Source organism: Apibacter mensalis (assembly GCF_001418685.1).
GTDB classification, from domain to species: domain Bacteria; phylum Bacteroidota; class Bacteroidia; order Flavobacteriales; family Weeksellaceae; genus Apibacter; species Apibacter mensalis.
Genome location: NZ_LIVM01000014.1, coordinates 19,147 through 35,568 on the forward strand (window position 1 = coordinate 19,147; position 16,422 = coordinate 35,568).

General features: G+C 29.6%; 15 protein-coding genes. 12 read left to right on the forward strand and 3 right to left on the reverse strand.

All coding sequences use genetic code 11. The annotated features are described in order from the left end of the window. The first annotated feature begins 67 nt into the window (after positions 1-67). Complete coding sequence (locus ASC36_RS09055) at positions 68-673, forward strand: thymidine kinase (RefSeq protein WP_055426179.1); 606 nt, start codon at positions 68-70, stop codon at positions 671-673. 14 nt (positions 674-687) lie between these two features. Continuing rightward, positions 688-3,132, forward strand: a complete 2,445-nt coding sequence (locus ASC36_RS09060; RefSeq protein ID WP_073961263.1) for a bifunctional UDP-N-acetylmuramoyl-tripeptide:D-alanyl-D-alanine ligase/alanine racemase — start codon at positions 688-690, stop codon at positions 3,130-3,132. Positions 3,133-3,344: 212 nt separating this feature from the next. Here the strand turns inward: ASC36_RS09060 and ASC36_RS09065 are convergent, their stop codons facing one another. Then, positions 3,345-4,079 carry a S24 family peptidase gene (locus ASC36_RS09065; protein WP_055426181.1) on the reverse strand — a complete coding sequence of 245 codons (735 nt, stop codon included), beginning with the start codon at positions 4,077-4,079 and terminating at the stop codon, positions 3,345-3,347. 1,006 nt (positions 4,080-5,085) lie between these two features. Here ASC36_RS09065 and ASC36_RS09070 point away from each other — a divergent pair. The 4 genes from ASC36_RS09070 (at position 5,086) to yaaA (ending at position 8,564) form a co-directional block, all read left to right on the forward strand. Then, the gene (locus ASC36_RS09070) at positions 5,086-5,322 is read left to right on the forward strand and encodes a hypothetical protein (RefSeq protein WP_055426182.1); all 237 of its coding nucleotides are present in this window, start codon (positions 5,086-5,088) and stop codon (positions 5,320-5,322) included. 307 nt (positions 5,323-5,629) lie between these two features. Next, positions 5,630-6,364, forward strand: coding sequence for a Fe-S cluster assembly ATPase SufC (sufC, locus tag ASC36_RS09075; RefSeq protein ID WP_055426183.1), 735 nt, complete (start codon positions 5,630-5,632; stop codon positions 6,362-6,364). A 47-nt stretch (positions 6,365-6,411) separates the two neighbouring features. Then, positions 6,412-7,677 carry a Fe-S cluster assembly protein SufD gene (gene sufD, locus ASC36_RS09080; RefSeq protein WP_055426184.1) on the forward strand — a complete coding sequence of 422 codons (1,266 nt, stop codon included), beginning with the start codon at positions 6,412-6,414 and terminating at the stop codon, positions 7,675-7,677. Between the two features lie 128 nt (positions 7,678-7,805). After that, positions 7,806-8,564, forward strand: coding sequence for a peroxide stress protein YaaA (gene yaaA, locus ASC36_RS09085; protein WP_055426185.1), 759 nt, complete (start codon positions 7,806-7,808; stop codon positions 8,562-8,564). Between the two features lie 16 nt (positions 8,565-8,580). Here yaaA and ASC36_RS09090 read toward each other — a convergent pair whose 3' ends face one another. Beyond that, on the reverse strand, positions 8,581-9,141 hold the full coding sequence (locus tag ASC36_RS09090; protein ID WP_167336879.1) for an RNA polymerase sigma factor: 561 nt from the start codon (positions 9,139-9,141) through the stop codon (positions 8,581-8,583). A 150-nt stretch (positions 9,142-9,291) separates the two neighbouring features. Here ASC36_RS09090 and ASC36_RS09095 point away from each other — a divergent pair, with 150 nt between their 5' ends. The 6 genes from ASC36_RS09095 to ASC36_RS09120 all read left to right on the forward strand — a co-directional run bounded on the left by ASC36_RS09095 (position 9,292) and on the right by ASC36_RS09120 (position 15,395). Next, complete coding sequence (locus ASC36_RS09095) at positions 9,292-9,837, forward strand: HdeD family acid-resistance protein (RefSeq protein WP_055426186.1); 546 nt, start codon at positions 9,292-9,294, stop codon at positions 9,835-9,837. Between the two features lie 293 nt (positions 9,838-10,130). Beyond that, entirely contained in the window at positions 10,131-10,409 is a 279-nt protein-coding gene (locus ASC36_RS09100) for a co-chaperone GroES (RefSeq protein ID WP_055426187.1), read from the forward strand. Between the two features lie 35 nt (positions 10,410-10,444). Next, positions 10,445-12,073: a chaperonin GroEL gene (gene groL / locus ASC36_RS09105; RefSeq protein ID WP_055426188.1), complete on the forward strand. Its 1,629-nt coding sequence runs from the start codon at positions 10,445-10,447 to the stop codon at positions 12,071-12,073. A gap of 468 nt (positions 12,074-12,541) precedes the next feature. Continuing rightward, a complete protein-coding gene (locus ASC36_RS09110; RefSeq protein ID WP_055426189.1) occupies positions 12,542-13,468 on the forward strand; it encodes a mevalonate kinase family protein in 927 nt (308 codons plus the stop codon). Between the two features lie 53 nt (positions 13,469-13,521). Then, a complete protein-coding gene (locus ASC36_RS09115; RefSeq protein WP_055426190.1) occupies positions 13,522-14,403 on the forward strand; it encodes a UbiA family prenyltransferase in 882 nt (293 codons plus the stop codon). A 107-nt stretch (positions 14,404-14,510) separates the two neighbouring features. Next, positions 14,511-15,395, forward strand: a complete 885-nt coding sequence (locus ASC36_RS09120; RefSeq protein ID WP_055426191.1) for a pseudouridine synthase — start codon at positions 14,511-14,513, stop codon at positions 15,393-15,395. Between the two features lie 23 nt (positions 15,396-15,418). Here the strand turns inward: ASC36_RS09120 and ASC36_RS09125 are convergent, their stop codons facing one another. Continuing rightward, positions 15,419-16,417, reverse strand: coding sequence for an acyltransferase family protein (locus tag ASC36_RS09125; protein ID WP_082435435.1), 999 nt, complete (start codon positions 16,415-16,417; stop codon positions 15,419-15,421). Positions 16,418-16,422: the final 5 nt, after the last annotated feature.

A 16,422-nucleotide genomic window follows, 5' to 3' on the forward strand; every position in this document is an offset into this window, starting at 1 on the left:
TGCTTTTTAATATGTTCGTTAATTTCTACTTTTGTAAAAATTTTTATTAAAGACCCGAAATTTACAAATGTTTCTTGAAAATACAACAAATAGCACTCAACAAACTGGCTGGATTGAAGTAATTTGCGGCTCCATGTTCTCTGGTAAAACGGAAGAACTTATCCGCAGACTTAAACGTGCAGAATTTGCAAAACAAAAGGTTGAAATTTTCAAACCTGCCATGGACGTAAGATATGATGAAACATTGGTGGTTTCCCATGATAAAACTTCTTATCTGAGCACTCCTATTGACAACCCTCTGGAAATCCCCCTTCTAGCAGTCGATTGCGACGTAATAGGAATCGATGAAGCCCAGTTTTTTAGCGATACTATAGTAGAAGTATGCAACCTACTTGCCAATCAGGGTAAAAGAGTAATTGTTGCAGGATTGGATATGGATTTTAAAGGCAGACCTTTTGGTCCGATGCCCTCTTTAATGGCTACTGCCGAATATGTAACTAAAGTACATGCTATTTGTGTAAAAACAGGAAATCTGGCTAATTATTCCCATCGTATTTCATCCGGTAAGAACCTGGTAGAATTAGGTGAAAAAGACAAATATGAGCCTTTAAGCAGACAAGCTTTTTGGGAAATTTTGAAAAAGGAAAAAGTACAGAAAAAAGATGAAATCTAACTATTGGCACTAAAATGATTTATTGTGTGACTCATCTGGCTCTGATTATAGATGCCCAGCTTATCGGAGATCCTGATAGAAAAATTCAACATATATTTTACGATAGTCGAAATATCGTGTCTCCGGCTGATGGGGCATTTATAGCATTTATTGGAATTCGCGATGGTCATAAATATATGGAAGATGCCTATAAAAAATCGGTGCGGATTTTTATCGGTTCTCATATTCCCGTTATACATTCTGATGCTACGTATCTAATTGTAGATGATCCGGTGTCAGCACTACAAAAATGGGCATGTTATCATATAAATTCTTATCCCAGCCTTACAACCATAGGTATTACCGGAAGTAATGGCAAAACCATTTTAAAAGAATGGCTTAATCAATGTTTGTGGGACGTATTTTCAATTATTAAAAGTCCAAAAAGCTTTAATTCTCAAATGGGACTTCCGTTATCCGTATTGCAGATTGAGTCTAAGCACGACTTAGGAATTTTTGAAGTAGGTATTTCTAAGCCCGGAGAAATGGATAAACAGGAAAGAGTTTTGCATCCTACTATAGGAGTTCTCACCAATGTACTGGGTGCACATTCAGAATATTTTAAAGATAAGGAAGAACAAATTGTTGAAAAAATAAAGCTTTTTAAAAACTCACAAGTTATTATTTATCCAACTGATCCGAATATATCAAAAATAATTCAATTAGAGTATCCCAACAAAAAATTAATTTCTTTCGGTAAAGAAAATTCAGATATTCAATTATTAGAAACTACTCTTAATGGTAATACAACAGTACTGAGTGTTTCCGTTTTTGGTGAACCTAGGGAATTTATTTTTCCTTTCACAGATGATGCTTCTATCCAAAATGTATTATGTTTACTAGCTGTATTGTCTGAATTAGGATATAATTACGATTTTATACAAGAAAAAATTCTTCATCTACAATTCGTATCTATGCGTTTAGAGTTAGTATCCGGAATTAATAATTGTACGATAATCAACGATACGTTCAACTCGGATTACCAATCATTGGAAATAGCCTTACATTTTCTTTTCCAACAAAACAAACCCAAAAAAGTTTTGGTGCTCTCAGATATCCTCCAATCTCGACTAGCTGAAGCTGAGTTGTATAAAAAAATAGCTGATTTGGTCAATTCTTTTCCCTTACATCACATCCTTTTAGTTGGAGAAAAAACATACAAATACAGACACTTATTTAACAATATACTTAAAAGTTTTTTATCTACCGTAGAGGTGATTAGGTTTTTAGAAAGTCGTTCCATAAAAGATGCTGCCCTATTAATAAAAGGAGCGCGTAAGTTTGAATTGGAAAAAGTTACCCAATTATTGGAAGTTCAATCTCATGACACTATATTGGAAGTTAATCTACATTCACTATTGATGAATGTAAATTATTTTAAAAGTCTATTAAAACCGGAAACTAAGATTATTGCCATGGTTAAAGCTTCATCGTACGGATTGGGGAATTTTGAGATAGCAGAAGTTTTACAATTTTATCATATAGATTACCTTGCCGTTGCTTATCCGGACGAAGGGTTTAAATTAAGAGATAAAGGCATTCACTTACCCATTATGGTTATGAATCCGGAAATCAGCAGTTATGATCGAGTCATCGAATATGAATTGGAGCCGGAAATATATAGTTTTAGAGAACTAAACTTATTTGTTCATAAATTAAAAGAAAAAAAACTAACTAAATATCCTATCCATATTAAAATTGATACCGGGATGCATCGTTTAGGTTTTCAACCTGAAGAAGCTCAAAAATTAGGCGATTTATTAAAAAATAATGTTTATGTAAAGGTTAAATCTATTTTCAGTCATTTTGCGGTATCCGATGTTTCGGAACAAGAGGAATTTACAAGATTACAAGCCAGCAAGCTAAAGTATTCATTTGATATTTTAGCAAAAATATTGGGTTACCAACCTCTTCTTCACATAGCGAATTCTGCCGGGATCATTAATTATCCGGAATATCATTTTGATGCCGTTCGTTTAGGAATAGGCATGTATGGATACATTGACAATGAAAAGACCTTAAAAAAGCTGAAAAATGTGATTACATTAAAGACTGTTATTTCTAATATTCATGATCTTGAACCCGGAGAAACAGTTGGGTATGGCAGACAATTTGTAGCTAAAAAAACTACCTCTGTTGCAACTTTGCCCATCGGCTATGCAGATGGCATTCGAAGAATAGTAGGAAATGGAAAAGGATATGTAACGATTCATGGAAAAAAAGCTCCTATCATTGGAAATATTTGTATGGATATGATGATGATTGATGTAACGAATATAGCTTGTAAGGAAGGAGATACCGTCATAATTATGGGTGAAAATCCAAGTTTGATTGAATATGCCGAATGGTATCAAACCATCCCGTATGAAGTTCTAACTTCAATTTCATCTAGGGTTAAACGCATATATTACAGGGAATAAAATGTATTGCACTCCGCTATATTTAAGAATTTGATTGATCCTTATAAAAATTACCTCGACATATAGGTTTATAATTACAGATGCATTACAAAACTAATTTTTTACGAGTAAATCTGCAATATCCCTCTATAAAAGGTAAATAAATTAAGATTATATGCTAAAGTTATACAATCGAACTTCACATATCTGTATGAAGCCCAATTCTATTAAAATTAATTATGTAATCGTATGCTTGCTCGTATTAAGGCAATAGCATTTATATGTTCCATTAACATATCCTTCGGTTGATGGTGTTGATTTTGGGAAACCAGCTTTATATATTCATCTCCTAAATCTGATTTTTGAACAAATTTAACCGTGATATATTCGCTCCAATCGTCAATTTTTATGGAAAGTAAATACATTTCACCCCAAAAAATTTTATCTAAATTAACTTTTTTATATAAAACAATATCTCCACTTTTCAGTAACGGATACATAGAATCACCTTTTACATACACTCCCCCATCACAATTTGCTATACCCGGTATACGGATACGATCTAAGACTGCTTCGCCGGAAGATCCTTTAAAAAGCTCAACTAAACCCGAAGTAGCTTCTAAATCATATAAAGGCACATCTTGTATATCTCTAATAGTATCTATTGTCTTGCGGTGCATACTTATTATAGGAGCAGGAAGTATTTCTTTACCTCCGGCAAACTCTGATACTCTTTTTAACATAGATTCTCTACCGGTAAGTAACCAATCCACATTTATATCATCAAACTTATTTGCAATGTCTTCTAATATATCATAAGAAGGTCTAGTTCCTTCTTTTTTTAATCGGTTTAATTTTTCAGAAGAACTATATCCTAACCCATTAATTGCAAAATCATGAACACTCCTAAATCTTTTATAATGAATAAGCTCTGTTATTCTTTCAAAGAAATTTGTGTTTTTTTTCATATATCAATTATTTATACAAATTTATTTGTATACTCGCTTTATATTTATAATCAATGTAAATATACATTAATTTTTTTATTCCACATAATCCTCAGAAAATTAATTTATTAGTTATCCAAGTTATTATTTCTATTTACAAACAAACAAGAAAATAGTTAATTAAAATTGGAAAATCCTGAATTATTGCATATGGATTAAAATAAAATATCCAATTATAAATTCATTAAACATAATTACAATTTTACTTGAAATAATTTTAGTGACTTTTTTATTATCGGATAAATAACAATCATTGATCAATTGATTTAATCAAATCATTTTTAAAATCAGAATGAAACCATACTAATACTAAAAACCTTACCATGATAAAACGAAAATTAAACGCCCACAACTTAAAATTTGCTTAAATGATAATTTTGAAGATAAAAAGTTCTTAAGCTTAAAGAAAAAGGCGCATTATTCATGAAAATCAAATAAAAATTCTGGAATAGACTTACCCATTATAAATCTCCCTGGAACTTATTGAGAAGATTGAAAACAAATAATATGTGAAATTCGAAGAAAAATATGGAACGGAATGAATTTCATTTTAATAAATAAAAATTACCTCTTAATACCTGTACCCATAAAAAGGAAAGTAAAAGCTCGTTAATTAACAGTTAGGATTTTGATTTTCACATTTTATATTCATTAAGAATTCTCATTGCATCGTCTTTTCAAATTTCTTTTACTTACTTATTTTATTTCTCTTCTTAACCCTATTTTTCTAATAAGACTTATTATAATAGAGGTCAAAAATTTAAAAATATAACAATACAAGGCTATAACTAAAAAGTATTTCACCCTCAAAACCTTAAATAATAACCTTAGAAAAACTAACATGGTAATTTATTTTAAAGAAATTAATGAGAAACTACTTGATTTTTTCAGTCAATTCGAGTGTTCGAGTGTATGATCTTCGCAACTGTGATAAGCACTATTGTTTGTTCTGTTTATAAAGGAATTTTTGTATGCAGGCTTTTTTATAAAAGCCCCCATTTCTACCGTAATAGGAATTTCAATAGGAATTCTTTCGCAAGAGTTTTCTGATACACCCAATAACACTATACAGGTTTTATGTATGTCAACCGGTGCTTACACTGGGGAAATCTTAGAAGATATCGAACAACTTTTAAAATGGATTCCATCGATTATAAAGAAAATGATAAGTAAAAAATTGGAAATTAATGATAAAAAAATTTAATGCAAAGATAATCAACAACTTAATTTAACACATAACCAATACAAATTATATAAATATATTTACAAAATTATACTCTTTTATGATAAAAATAACATATTTCACTTATAATTTATGGTTAAAAAAATTAATGATTTTTTTTTAATATACTATTAAAAAAATTGGAAATTAATTTTAAGTATCTGAAAAGTATTTATTTAAATAACGTTAATCAATTTTGAAATCAATAAAATTTATAACCTATTTTTTACAGCAGTTATAAAGGTAGTATATTTGTTTTTGAATAAGTTTAAGATAATATACGATAAAAATGCTATCAATAAAAAATTTGCACGCAAGAATTGGAAAAAAAGAAATACTTAAAGGAATAAATCTTGAAATTAGTAAGGGAGAAGTACATGCAATTATGGGGCCTAATGGTGGTGGAAAGAGTACGCTTTCTAATGTAATTACCGGAAAGGAGGATTATGAGGTCACTGAAGGCTCTATTCTATTAGATGGAAAAAATTTATTAGACCTTGCTCCTGAAGAAAGAGCCAATGCCGGAATATTTATGTCTTTTCAGTACCCAATAGAAATTCCCGGTGTAAGCGTCTCCAACTTTTTAAAAGCAGCCATTAATGCTAATCGTAAAGCTCGTGGGCAAGAAGATATTTCTGCACAAGAATTTTTACAAAAAGTTAAAGAAAAATCCGAGATGCTGGAAATAAAGAAAGATTTTCTTTCCCGATCTCTTAATGAAGGTTTTTCAGGTGGCGAAAAGAAAAAAAATGAAATTTTCCAAATGGCTATGTTAGAGCCAAAATTATCCATCTTGGACGAAACTGATTCTGGACTTGATATTGATGCACTGCGTATTGTTTCCAATGGTGTCAATAAATTAAAAAATAAAGATAATGCGGTTTTAGTTATTACTCACTATCAACGTTTACTGGATTATATTGTCCCGGATTTCGTACATGTATTAATGAACGGAAAAATTATAAAATCAGGAACTAAAGAATTGGCATTGGAATTAGAAGAAAAAGGATACGATTGGTTATAGTTTTCGATTACATCAATTAGTAATTCCTCCTAACTTAAATTAGCAAAATGAATATCCTACAACATACTGAATTAGAAAAAATTACCAAACAGGCACAATCAACATTAGAGAATAGTAGTTTTCCAACAAAAAAAAATGAAGATTGGAAATTTACTGAAATAGCTGATTTCAATCCAAAACTTTATCAAACTGCAAAAAACAATCCTATATCTAAAGAGATTATAGAAGATATTGTAGGTCATGAACCGGATTCTTTTAAAATTGTTATCATTGATGGTCTTATTTCATCAGAATATTCCAATTATCCACAAAATACATGGATTGTCCTGCCTTTCTCAGAAGCTTTAAAAAATGAAAAGTATCAAGCTATTATACTCTCTAAGCTGAATTCTATTTCCTGCCAAAAACATTACTTTAATGTATTAAATATGGCATCATACCACGAAGGAACTTTTATTTATGTACCTAAACATACTATAGAGCAACAGGTAATAGAATTAATTTATTTAAATTCAAAGCAAGACTATACGGCCCTTAAAAACCTACGTAATTTATTTGTTATAGAAGATCAATCAGAAATTCAAATTTCTGAAAGAATTCATACGCTATCAGAATTTAAATTCTTCAATAATATCGTAACTGAGATATTTGTGGGAAAAAACACTAATTTCAGCCTTTACAAAATTCAGGATGATGTGCACTCCTCTTGCCTAATGGATTCAACCTTTATAAGGCAAGAAAAAGACAGTAATGTCTTTATGCATACTTTTTCTTTTGGAGGCAAAACCATTCGTAATGAACTATCTTTTGATCATAATGGGGAAAATATTAATTCGACCTTAAAAGGAGTAACCATTATAGGAGAAGGACAAGAAGTTGGAAATCATACGCTTGTTAAACACAACCGGCCTAATTGTGAAAGTCATGAACTTTATAGAGGAATATACCAAAATTCTGCCCACGGAATATTTAATGGTAAAATAAAAGTAAATAAAATAGCTCAGAAAACTAATGCTTTTCAACAAAATAATAATATTTTGCTTTCTAAAAAATCGAGTATTGATACCAAGCCTCAATTAGAAATTTTTGCAGATGACGTAAAATGTTCGCATGGGTGTACAGTAGGACAGCTTGATAATGATGCCTTATTCTATTTGAAACAAAGGGGAATCCATGAAAAAAATGCTAAGGCTTTACTTATGTTTGCATTCTGCGCAGATGTAATGGAAACAGTTTCCATTACCCAATTGAAAAATAAAATAAACAAGATTATAGCAAAAAAATTAGATGTAAATTCTGATTTTGAAATATAAAGTATTCAACATATGATAACAAATGTTAAGATCAATTCCTAACATTTGTTATTTACTTTTATAAAAATTCATCTATTAAACTACATTGTTTTTTTTAATAACTTAGCTACACAGCTAATAAATTTTAAATGAAGATACTTCTATCGCCGGCAAAAATAATGAGCTTGGAAACCAATTCGAGCTGGAACGAACATAGTCAACCCATATTGATTGATTATAGTAAAAAATTACAATTCGTTTTAAAGAATTATTCCCCTTCTGAATTAGGAAATCTATTGAATATTTCATCAAAATTATCTGGAGAAAATTGGGAAAGAATTCAACAATGGAGCCCCAATCCTTCTAAAAAAGAATGCGTACAAGCAATTTTTGCATTTAAAGGTGAAGTTTACAGAGGACTAAACGCCGAATCCTTATCTAATTCCAGTTTAAATTATTTGCAAAAAAATCTTTTAATTATTTCCGGTCTTTATGGATTACTACATCCTTCAGATGATATTATGCTATACCGATTAGAAATGGGGAAAAAACTTAAAACAGAACAGGCTAATGATCTGTATGGATTTTGGAGAAATATATTAACTAATTATTTAAATAACCAACTTAAAAATGATGAACCCATACTTAATCTTGCCAGCAACGAATATTTTAAAGTATTTGACTCTAAAAAGTTAAAGGGTCAAATTATGAACATTGAATTCAAAGATTACAGAAATGGATCTTTAAAAAGCATTATGACATATTTTAAAAATGCCCGAGGAAAGATGACTCGTTGGTGCGCTGAAAATTCCATAACTCAATTGGATGATATTAAAACTTATAATGAGGACGGATACGAATTTTCTGATCAACTATCCACAAAAAGAAATTTAATATTTATACGATAGCAAGATTATTATTTATTTAAGATAAAAGTTTCCTAGCTCTCATCAAGCTTACTTTTACATTAGCTAAAGATAAGCCGGTTTCTTCAACTATATCTTTAAGCTTTTTTCCATCGATATATCGAGAATAAATTAGTTTTCGATAGTTTTCAGGAAGATTATTTAACCTTTTTTCAAAAGCTTCTAAATTTTGTTTGTCAATAAATAACTGCTCTGGCGATGGCTCACAATCCCTTAAATGATGATAGTCATCATCTAAAAATTTGTTCTTAACCTTATTTTTTTTTCTTAAAAAATCTATAGCTGAATTATGAGCAATAGAAGTAACCCAGGTTCTGAAATCAAAATCAGAATTATATAAATCCAACTTACTCAAAACTTTAGTAAAAGTTTCAATGGTTAACTCTTCAGAATAATTTTCATCTTTTACTAATGAAAAAATATAAGACTTTATATCACTCCAAAATAAATTTACAATTTTGCTTTGAGCTTGTTGCCTTGAATTTTTTGCTTCTTCGATTAGTTGTAATAGATCTAATTTATTTTTCAATTTGAAATTACCTTCTTTTTTATTTGACAATCTACAATAATAATACCTAATTAAAAAAATAAAAATTTATTATTTACACTTATTATATTAACACTTATTATTAGCTACCTCATTGATATAAAAACAATTTCATGGCATTATTTTTGAAAATACCTAATTCTAATAATTAGATAAATTTATATGAAATCATTTATAAAAAATTGGTGGATTATGCTCCTTTTAGGCATATTGTTCATTTTAGCAGGTATTATAGTTATAATGTCTCCCACTCCATCACTAATTTTCTTAACGACATTTTTTTCTGTCTCTTTTCTTGTTTTTGGTATTTTTGAAATTATTTTTTCGTTAAGCAATACTCATACCAGTAACTGGGGATGGTATTTAGCCGGTGGTATTTTAGATTTATTGGTAGGAGTCATATTAATTTCCTCCAATATCTTTACCCAAATGGGAATTTTATCTTTCTTTATAGGCTTTTGGTTATTATTTAAAGGAGTTAGTTTAATAGGCCACTCATTTGATATCAAGAATATGGGCATAAGTAATTGGGGGTGGTTATTAACATTAGGTATATTGGAAATTATCCTTTCCTTCATTATAGTAATGTTTCCACCGATCGGTTTGGCTGCTTTGCTAATATGGGTTAGTATATCTATGCTATTTTTAGGAATCTATTACATCAGTTTATCTTTTAGCGTTAAAAAAATAAAAAATAATATGGTTTAGTCATAAGTACCTGTATTTATATACTATAGACCTTTTGATATCTATACTGTTATCAAGGGTTTTTTATTTATATATGTTCATGTCTTTTTAATTGTATTTAAACTGCTATGATAAAATACTTATTAAAGAAACAATGATATTCAAAATGTGACGTATAAATCAACCATATGACACCTTGTCGCTTTTTACTTTCTTTTTGTCATAAAACCTTTATTTGGCATATTTTTAGAAAAAAGAAAAATAGTAATACCAATAAATTAAAAAAATAATATAAAAATTAAAAAATAATAAATATGTCAGAATTATCAATTAAACCATTAGCTGACCGCGTTGTAGTAGAGCCGGCAGCTGCTGAAACAAAGACTGCATCAGGAATCATTATACCTGATAGTGCTAAAGAAAAACCACAAGAAGGGGTTATAGTTGCAGTAGGAGCCGGAAAAAAAGACGAACCATTAACAGTTAAAGTTGGTGATAAAGTTTTATATGGTAAATATTCCGGAACTGAACTAAAACTTAATGGAAAAGATTATCTTATAATGAGAGAATCTGATATTTTAGCAATCGTTTAATTAAACAAAATATATAATTCATAAAAAATATAAAGATGGCAAAAGATATAAAATTTAATATTGAATCTAGAGATGCCCTAAAAAAAGGGGTAGATGCTTTAGCCGATGCTGTTAAAGTTACTTTAGGACCCAAAGGTAGAAACGTAGTAATACAAAAATCTTTTGGAGCCCCTCATGTAACTAAAGATGGTGTTACCGTTGCAAAAGAAATCGAATTGGAAGAACCTATTGAAAATTTAGGAGCCCAAATGGTTAAAGAAGTTGCCTCCAAAACCAACGATGTTGCCGGTGATGGGACAACTACTGCAACTGTATTAGCTCAAGCTATTGTAAGAGAAGGATTAAAAAATGTTGCTGCCGGTGCAAACCCTATGGATTTAAAAAGAGGAATTGATAAAGCTGTAGCTGCAGTCGTTGAAGAATTGAAAAAACAATCTCAGGAAGTAGGTTCAGATTCAGAAAAGATCAAACAAGTAGCTTCTATCTCTGCAAACAATGATGATACTATCGGTTCTCTAATTGCTGAAGCTTTTGGTAAAGTTGGAAAAGAAGGTGTTATTACTGTAGAAGAGGCTAAAGGTACTGATACCTATGTAGATGTTGTTGAAGGTATGCAATTTGACCGAGGATATCAATCCCCTTATTTTGTTACTAATACAGATAAAATGATTACTGAGCTGGAAAATCCATATATTTTATTATGTGATAAAAAAATATCCAGCATGAAAGATTTACTTCCTGTTTTAGAACCGGTTGCACAACATGGTAAATCTTTACTTATTATCTCTGAAGAAGTAGACGGCGAAGCATTGGCTACTCTTGTGGTAAATAAGTTAAGAGGATCTTTAAAAATTGCAGCTGTTAAAGCACCAGGTTTTGGAGACAGAAGAAAAGCAATGCTGGAGGATATTGCAATTTTAACCGGCGGTACTGTTATTTCTGAAGAAGCTGGATTAACTCTTGAAGGAGCTACATTAGAAATGCTAGGTACTGCGGAAAAAGTATCCATTGATAAAGATAACACCACTATTGTAAATGGTGCCGGAAGTGATGAAAATATTAAACAAAGAGTTGCTCAAATAAAAGCTCAAATTGAAAATACTACTTCTGACTACGATAAAGAAAAGCTACAAGAAAGACTTGCTAAATTAGCAGGGGGAGTAGCTGTTTTATATGTAGGTGCTGCTTCAGAAGTTGAAATGAAAGAGAAAAAAGACCGTGTAGATGATGCTTTACATGCAACTCGCGCTGCTGTTGAAGAAGGTTTTGTTGCCGGTGGAGGGGTCGCTTTAGTTCGTGCAATTAACGGAATAGAATCTTTGAAAGGCCTAAATCAAGATGAAGAAACCGGTATCAAGATTGTTAGAAGAGCTATTGAAGAACCTCTTCGTCAAATCGTTGCCAATGCTGGTGGTGAAGGTTCTGTAGTAGTTAACAAAGTAAAAGAAGGAAAAGATGACTTCGGTTACAACGCTAAATCTGAACAATACGAAAATATGTTTAGTGCCGGTATTATTGACCCTACTAAAGTAACTCGTGTTGCTTTAGAAAATGCAGCTTCTGTTGCTGGAATGTTATTAACAACAGAATGTGTAATTACTGATATTAAAAAAGATGAACCAGCAATGCCTCCAATGGGTGGAGGAATGCCAGGAATGATGTAAAAACATTATTCTCTTAACCTAAGATAAAAAAGCCCGGATAACCGGGCTTTTTATTTCATTATAATTTATACAATAAATATTTAGTTTGTCCCTTATTTTTAATTTTTGATTTTATTTATTAAAAACACTCTTTCATATATTCCGGAAATTAACCTTCTTTATTATTTTACCCCCATAGTACATAATAACTTATTAACCATGCGAATATGAATACTATAATTAACCATAGATAAATATTAATTCTTTTACTATATTCAAAATAATATATAGATGAGCTTTATATTTTCGGTAAATCAAACTCTTTCGTTTATTTCCCAACCAACTATAACATGTTAATTATAAATCAATTAATTATCTTTTTCATTAAAATTTGGAAATGTAAAAGATTCATCGAAATATTAGTTAAAATTTAATCATAAAATTAATAGAATATGTACCTTTGTAAGGTTTTTTGAGAAATATTAAAATATGAAGCATCCTTTATTTTATGCAAAAATTTTACTTTTCGGAGAATATGGAATTATTGAAAATTCAAGAGGATTAACCTTACCTTATAACGCCTATAAAGGGACTTTACAATTTTCATCAGAACTTAACGAGATTGAATTAAAATCAAATAAATCACTGCATAAATATGCAGGTTATTTGAAAACCTTATCATTACCTAAAAAATTTGCGATTAATATTTCTCAGCTTGAAAAGGACATTGAAAATGGAATGTTCTTTGATTCAAATATCCCCCAAGGCTATGGCGTTGGAAGCTCCGGAGCATTGGTAGCAGCTATATTCGATAAATATTCTGAAAAAAAAATTTCATCTGATAAGATTTTAAAAACTGATTTGAAAGACTTAAAAATCGTTTTTGGACAAATGGAATCTTTTTTTCATGGAAAAAGCTCCGGGATTGATCCTCTCATTTGTTATATGAATATTCCTTTATTAATTCAACCTAATGCCGATGTTGACAAGATTGGATTAGCAGAAAGCAAAGTCGGTAAAGGTGCAGTCTTTTTAATTAATTCTGGTATGCCCGGTGAAACGGAGCCTATGGTTCAGATTTTTTTTGAAAAACTTAAAAATGAAGGTTTTAGAAAAACTTTGAAAGAAGAATTCATAAAGTATAATAATAACTGTATAGATTCTTTTCTTAGCCGTGATATGGGGTCCTTCTTTCAAAATTTGAAACATCTGTCTCTTTGGGCCTTGAATCATTTTACCCCTATGATTCCTCGAAAGTTTTTAAAAATATGGAAAAAGGGAATTGAAACTAATACCTATTATTTAAAACTTTGCGGTTCTGGAGGTGGTGGATATATATTAGGTTTTACGCAAGATTATGAAGCTACTGAAAAATTGTTAAAAAACTACAAAAAGGAAGTCGTATATCGCTTTTAATTATAAAAACCCTTAATTTTTTTGTACTTTTACCTGATTAATATCCTCAACGGATGTACACTTCAGGAAAAAAAATATTTTTAATTAATCTATCCTTTTTGGTAAGAGTTAGAATTTTAAATGTCACTATGCTAATTCTTGCCATGTATATCTCCGCAATCTATTTATTTGATGATGAGAAAAATATCATTGAAAATTTAAAAAATATAAAGCTTCATGGAATTGTATTATCTTCTTCATTAAGTGCCATGGCAGGTTACATTATAAATTTTTTTTACGATCAGGAAAAAGATATGATTTATAGACCTATAACTTCCATATTGCAACGTTTTATTAGTAATGGAATAGCTTTAAGATTTTATATTTTTTTCAATCTTATATCTTTAACTATTGCCTCTTTGCTATCGTACCGTATTTTTATTTTCTTCCTAGTCTACCATTTTATTATTTGGTTCTACAGCCATAAGCTCAGTCGTATTGTTTTTATTAATAACTTAACTAATTCTGCCTTAATGCTTTTTCCTTTTTTGGCACTGTTTTTATTTTATGAAAATTTTTCATCTTACATTATATATCTTTCAGAATTTTTATATATCATCATACTTATTAAAGACATTTGTAAAGATCTCCTATCATATAAATATGATAATCTATTTAATTATCATACTTTACCTAATACTTTAGGTATTATACCTACTAAAATCATATTAAATATTCTTATCTGTTTATTATTATGCATTTCCATTCATTTAACTTATGAACCTCATCTTTATGAAATACATCTTTACTATTTATTAACTGCTCTATTATGCGCTTGTTCAATTATAGGAATTTGGTTTAGCAAACCTCAATATTTTCAGATATTAATATTTATGATTAAATATTGGATTTTTTTAGGTACTATTTCTCTAGTATTTATTAACGGGATCCCTTAACTTTGCACTGTTAAGAAAGTCTGTATTATAAAAACAGTTATCTATCTTACTTATTTTATATATTCACATATACCATAAAAAGTGTTTTTAACATAGATTTGCAATAAATGAAAAATAATAAATCATTTGACAGAAGGGGCTCTGGAAGAAATAAAAAAATTTATTTCAATGCTGATGACAAAAAGGAAAATAAATTTGGTAAAAAAAATAAATTCGATAATAAAAAAAGGTATGTATCCACGGCACCTTTTAGAAAAAAATCACCTAAAACTCCCAAAGAAAATGACGGCACTAGACTGAATAAATATATAGCAAATTCCGGCATTTGCAGCAGAAGAGAAGCTGATATATTTATACAAAATGGGGTTGTTGAAGTCAATGGGAAAATTATAACAGAATTTGGATATAAAGTACAACCGGGAGACGAAGTTTTTTTTGACGGAAGGTATATTCGCCCTGAAAAAAATGTATACGTGCTCTTGAATAAACCGAAAGGTTATATTTCAACTACTAAAGATGAAAAAGCCAGAAAGACCGTACTTGATTTAGTAGCAAATGCTTCTCCCTATCGTTTATATCCTGTTGGAAGGTTGGATAGACAAACTACCGGTGTACTTCTATTAACTAATGATGGAGATATTACTAAAAAATTAACACATCCTTCTCATGAAATTAAAAAGATTTATCATGTTACTTTAGACAAAAAAGTATCAGTTGAAGACTTCGGAAAATTATTAGAAGGATTACGTTTCGAAGAGGGAATTGCTAAAGTTGATAAGATATCATATATAGAAGGAGCTCCTAAAAACGAAGTTGGGGTAGAAATCCATATAGGATGGAATCGTATTATTCGAAGAATGTTTGAAAGATTAGGCTATAAGGTCGAAAAGCTCGATCGGGTAATGTTTGCGGGATTAACTAAAAAAGCATTAAAACGAGGTTACTGGAGAATTCTCACAGACCTCGAAGTTAATACTTTAAAAATGCTTTAATTTCTTATATTATAACTACTTTTTTATTGGAAAGTTTTCTTTTTAGTTATAGTTATTTTATTTATTATATTATCAACTAATTTTTGCCAAACGTAAGCTAAAATAAATGTTAATATAAATGCGCATACATTTTCAATGTTTGATGGTAAAATGATATGGCATAAAAAAAGTATTTTCTCGTGGAAAATAAATAAGGTAAGACTATGTATTCCCAAAAAAGTAAGTATAGGAAATTTGTAAGACTTAAATAATGAAAAGAAGTAACATAAAAAAATACATAAAGGCACGGTAATTAAAATAAAAGGACTTACATAATTTCCGTAAATTTCAAAATAAGGAGTATAAAAGTATAAATAGTAAAGAATGCTTACCCCTACTATCAGACTTATTGCAAACAAAATTATTGTAATTTTGTTAAACTCATATTCTTTATTCTTAATTAAGAAATCGGCTAACCAAAAACCTATAACATAATGCGGTATTCTAAAAGTTAGATTATAAAGATATTCGTAAGTTCCATAGGTTGAGTAGCTAAAGATATAAGCCGCAGAAATTGCGCACAGTGTAGTTGCTGTCTTATTAATTTTAAAAAATTTATAATATAAAGGGGTTAAAAGGTATAAGAACAAAAGTGCCGGAATGTACCAATCATATATTTTATCTAAACCCACATTTCTCCAATAGCCTAAAGTGGTTAAATTATAAAATAAAGAATCAGAATTCCAAATACCTAACTTAATAGCAATAATAGTAACAATAAGTACAATTGGATAATAATAGGGAAATATTCGTAAAACTCTTTTTTTGTAAAAATTTCTTATGCAATTATCTTTAGAGATAGAAAAATATACTCCAAATCCGGATACTAATATAAAAATATCTACTCCCCCATATCCAATTCTTTTAAAGAATTCTAAAAATTTTGAGGAACCAACATACACATGTGAATGATAAAACATAACCCATAAAATGGCAACTCCCATTAATAAGGTTCTGTATTTACTTAGTAAATTTAATTTCATAATAT